Source organism: Skermanella sp. (assembly GCF_059503625.1).
Genome location: NZ_JCACHA010000153.1, coordinates 1 through 3,683, shown reverse-complemented (window position 1 = coordinate 3,683; position 3,683 = coordinate 1). Strand labels below are relative to the sequence as shown.

The 3,683-nt window shown below is 66.2% G+C and carries 4 protein-coding genes; 1 reads left to right on the top strand and 3 read right to left on the bottom strand.

The features are described from left to right. The 3 genes from AC5JJ6_RS04200 to AC5JJ6_RS04190 form a co-directional block, all read right to left on the bottom strand. On the bottom strand, window positions 1–798 hold a 798-nt coding region (locus AC5JJ6_RS04200), incomplete at its 3' end, for a dihydroorotase (protein WP_496040845.1). A gap of 14 nt (window positions 799–812) precedes the next feature. Next, window positions 813–1,604: an SDR family NAD(P)-dependent oxidoreductase gene (locus tag AC5JJ6_RS04195; protein ID WP_496040844.1), complete on the bottom strand. Its 792-nt coding sequence runs from the start codon at window positions 1,602–1,604 to the stop codon at window positions 813–815. A 17-nt stretch (window positions 1,605–1,621) separates the two neighbouring features. Continuing rightward, window positions 1,622–2,674: an ABC transporter substrate-binding protein gene (locus tag AC5JJ6_RS04190; protein ID WP_496040843.1), complete on the bottom strand. Its 1,053-nt coding sequence runs from the start codon at window positions 2,672–2,674 to the stop codon at window positions 1,622–1,624. Between the two features lie 152 nt (window positions 2,675–2,826). Between AC5JJ6_RS04190 and AC5JJ6_RS04185 the strand changes: the two genes are divergently transcribed. After that, window positions 2,827–3,683 (top strand): LysR family transcriptional regulator (locus AC5JJ6_RS04185; protein ID WP_496040842.1); only part of this gene is annotated, 857 nt, incomplete at its 3' end.

Genomic DNA, 3,683 nt, shown 5'->3' with positions numbered 1-3,683 from the left:
GCCGGTGATGTCGACGCCGCGCGCCTTGGCTTCACGCAAGGGGCGCAGTTCGTCGCCCGACGAGATGTGCAGGATGTGGATGCGGGCTCCCGTCCACTCCGCCAGGATCGCGGCGCGGGCGACCGCCTCGGTCGCGACCACGGCGGGGCGGGAGGCCAGATGGGCCAGCGGGTCGCGCCGGCCCGCCGCCATCAGCTTCTTCTGCCGCAGCGCCATGATCGACGCGGTTTCAGCGTGGAGCGAGATCCGCAATCCATGCTGGGCGATGATCTCGAACCCTTCGAGCATGGCGCCGGTCGAGGGCGACGGCAGGTTCCCGAAAGTGTTTCCCATGAAACATTTGAAGGCGGCGACGCCGCCCGCAATCAGGCCTTCGAGCTGATCCAGGTTGTCTTCCGCCAGCAGGCCGTAGAGGCCGTAATCGACATAGGCCTTCTCCGCCGCCTTCTGCTTCAGCTTCAAAGCCTCGACCGTGCCGGTCGGCGGGTTGGTGTTTGGCATCTCGAAGACGGTGGTCACGCCGCCCATCGCCGCCGCTGCGGTTCCGGTCCGCCAATCTTCCTTGTGGGTATAGCCCGGCTCGCGGAAATGGACATGCGCGTCGATAGCACCAGGCAGCAGGTGAAGGCCGGTGGCGTCGAAGGTCTCGCGCGCCGGCGGCATCGCCTCGTCGGAGCCGACGGCGACGATCCGGCCGTCGCGGATGGCGACCGCTCCCTTGAAGCTGGCCTGATCGGTGACGACGGTGCCGCCCGCGATGACGAGATCGGCCGTGGCGTGGTTCGGTTCCATTTCCATATCCATATCCATGCTCAAAGGGATGCCCAGCCGCCATCGACCGGGAGATCGACGCCGGTGATCTGCCGGGCGGCGTCGCTTGCCAGGAAAAGGCAGGCCTGCGCCACGTCCTCTCCGGTGGAGACGCGCCGCAGGGCGTAGTCGGCGGCGTGCTTTTCCGCCGCTTCCTCTTCCGTGATGCCGAGCCGCTTCGCCATTTCCGGCACGACCTTGCCGCGGAAGCGCGGTCCCTCGACCATGCCGGGCGCCACGCAGTTGACGTTGACGTTGTAGGGACCCGCTTCCAGCGCAAAGGACTTGGTGATGCCGCGCAGGCCCCATTTGGACGCCGAATACGCCATCCGCCCGGCCCTTCCGCGCATGCCGAAGGTGCCGCCGACATTGACGATCTTGCCGTAGCGCTGCTCGATCAGCACCGGCATGACGGCGCTCATCGTATTGAAGCAGCCGGTCATGTTCAGCTCGACGATCTCGTCGAACTCGTCCCGCGTCGTCTCCCAGCCGGTCTTGCCGACCGGACCGGAGCCGCCGGCGACGTTGACCAGCACGTCGATCCGCCCGAAGGCCGCGACCGTGCGCTCGGCGGCGCCGTGGCACTGCATCTCGTCCGTGATGTCGCAGGGAATGACGATGGCTTGCACGCCCAGCGCCCTCGCCCGCTCCGCGACCGGCTCGATCGCGGCGACGTCGCGCCCGACCAGCGCCAGACGGCAGCCCTCGGATGCGAAGGCCATGGTCACGGCCTCGCCCATCCCCTTGGCGGGGCCGGTGATGACGACGACCCGCTCTTTCAGTCCCAGTTCCATGTATCAGCTTCTGGTTTTCAATTGATGACGGTGGTCGGACGCTCGGACAGCGGCGGCAGGTACGCGTCCGTGAAGATCGCCGAGGCTTCCGGGGTGCGTTCCAGGCCGTTGGCCTTGACGACCATGTCGATGGCCCGCTTCAGCCGCTCGCGGTCGACGTCGCCCAAACCGATCTTGGCGATCTCCGGATGGTTCATCTCCATCTTGAGGGTGGCGACGGTGCGCTCGATCTCGACCTGCTTGTTCAGCAGCGGTTCGCGCTTCATGACGGTTTCGACCGAACCGGCGGGATCGGCGATCATGTCCTTGGTCGCCCGGTTGACGGCGCGGACGAAGCCCTTCACCGCGTCGCCGTGCTCCTTGGCGAAGGCCTGGGAAACGACGACGGCGTTGGAGTAAAGGTCCATCCCGTAGTCGCCGTAGTTGATGAAGCGGAAGTCCTTGTCCGGGTTCATGCCGGCGCTCTTGGCGCTGAAGGCGATCGTGTTGACGTAGCCGAAGACGCCGTCGACCTGACCGCGCTGAAGCATCTGCTCGCGCAGGTTCGCCTGCATGTTGGTGACGGCGACCTTGGAACCGTCGATGCCTGCCACCTGGGTGAAGGCCGGGAACAGCTTCAGCGCGCCGTCGTTGGCGGGGCCGCCGATCGTCTTGCCTTCCAGGTCCTTGGCCGTCCTGATCGGGCTGTCCGCCTTGACCGCGATGGTGAAGGGCGGCGTGTTGTACATCATGAACACGGCCAGCGGCGCTTCGTCCGGCGACTTGGACGCCATCGTGATCAGGGCGTTCACATCGCCGAAGCCGATATCGTAGGCTCCCGTCGCGACCTTGGTGATGGAAGCTGCCGACCCTTCGCCCTGATCGATGGTGACGTCCAGCCCCTCGGCCTTGAAGTAACCCTTGTCCTCCGCGACGAAGAACAGCGCTTGCGGACCCTGGTATTTCCAGTTGAGGACCAGCTTAACCGGTGTCTGGGCCGAAGCCGTCGCGGCAAGGCCGGAAGCTCCGATCAGGACGCCGGCCAGGACGGCGGCACATGACGAGGACCGTTTGCTGAAGACGCTGTTCATGGGGCTTGTTGTCTCCGGTGACGATGTGGTTGGCTGGGCGAGGTTGGCGAAGCGATCATGCGACCGGAGGCTAAGAGGGTTGAAAGCTCTCCTCAAACGCCGTTTTCTCGCTATGGTGATGCCGGAAAGTATACACACCGGGATATGCCGACATGAGACACATGCGCATCTGGCGCTATGTCGAGGAAGCCGCCCGCTTCGGCTCGCTCCGCAAGGCGGCGGAGCATCTGAACGTCACGCCGTCGGCGCTCCAGCGCCGCATCCAGGACGTGGAGGAGGATCTGGGCGCCGCGATCTTCGAGCGCTCGGCCCAGGGCATCCGGCTGACCGCCGCCGGAGAGAGCTTCATCCGCTGGGTCCGCACCCAGGCGGCCGACCTCGACCGCGTCCGTTCCCATATCGAGGACCTGTCGGGCCTGCGGCGCGGACATGTCAGGATCGCCTGTAGCCAGGCGCTGGTGAACTACTTCCTGCCGACGGAGATCTCGGCATTCCGGGCGCGCTTTCCGCTGGTCAGCTTCCAGATCACCGTCGTCGATCAGGGATCGGCGCTGCGGATGCTGCGGGAGTTCGAGACCGACCTTGCGATCATCTTCAGCCCGCGCAAGACGGCGGAGTTCCAGCCGCTGATGACGCTGGGGCAGCGGATCGTCGCCATCGTCGCCGCCGGCCATCCGCTGGCCGGCCGGAAGGTCGTCCGGCTGCGCGACTGCGCGCAGTACCCCATTGCCCTGCCGGACGGCAGCTTCGGCACCCGCGCCATCCTGGACGACCTGCTTGCCGTCAGTTCGACCAAGCTGTCGGTGGAGCTCGAGGCGAACTCGTTCGAGATGCTGCGCAACCTCGCCCGCTCCGGCAATGTGGTAACCTTCCAGATCGAGATCGGGGCACCGGTCCGCGAGACGGATCCCGGCCTCGTCGTGCTGCCGCTGAGCGACATCGATCTGGCGCATGGTCCGCTGGTCCTGGGCCAGCAAAGGGGCCGCACCCTGCCGGTCGCCACCGCGAA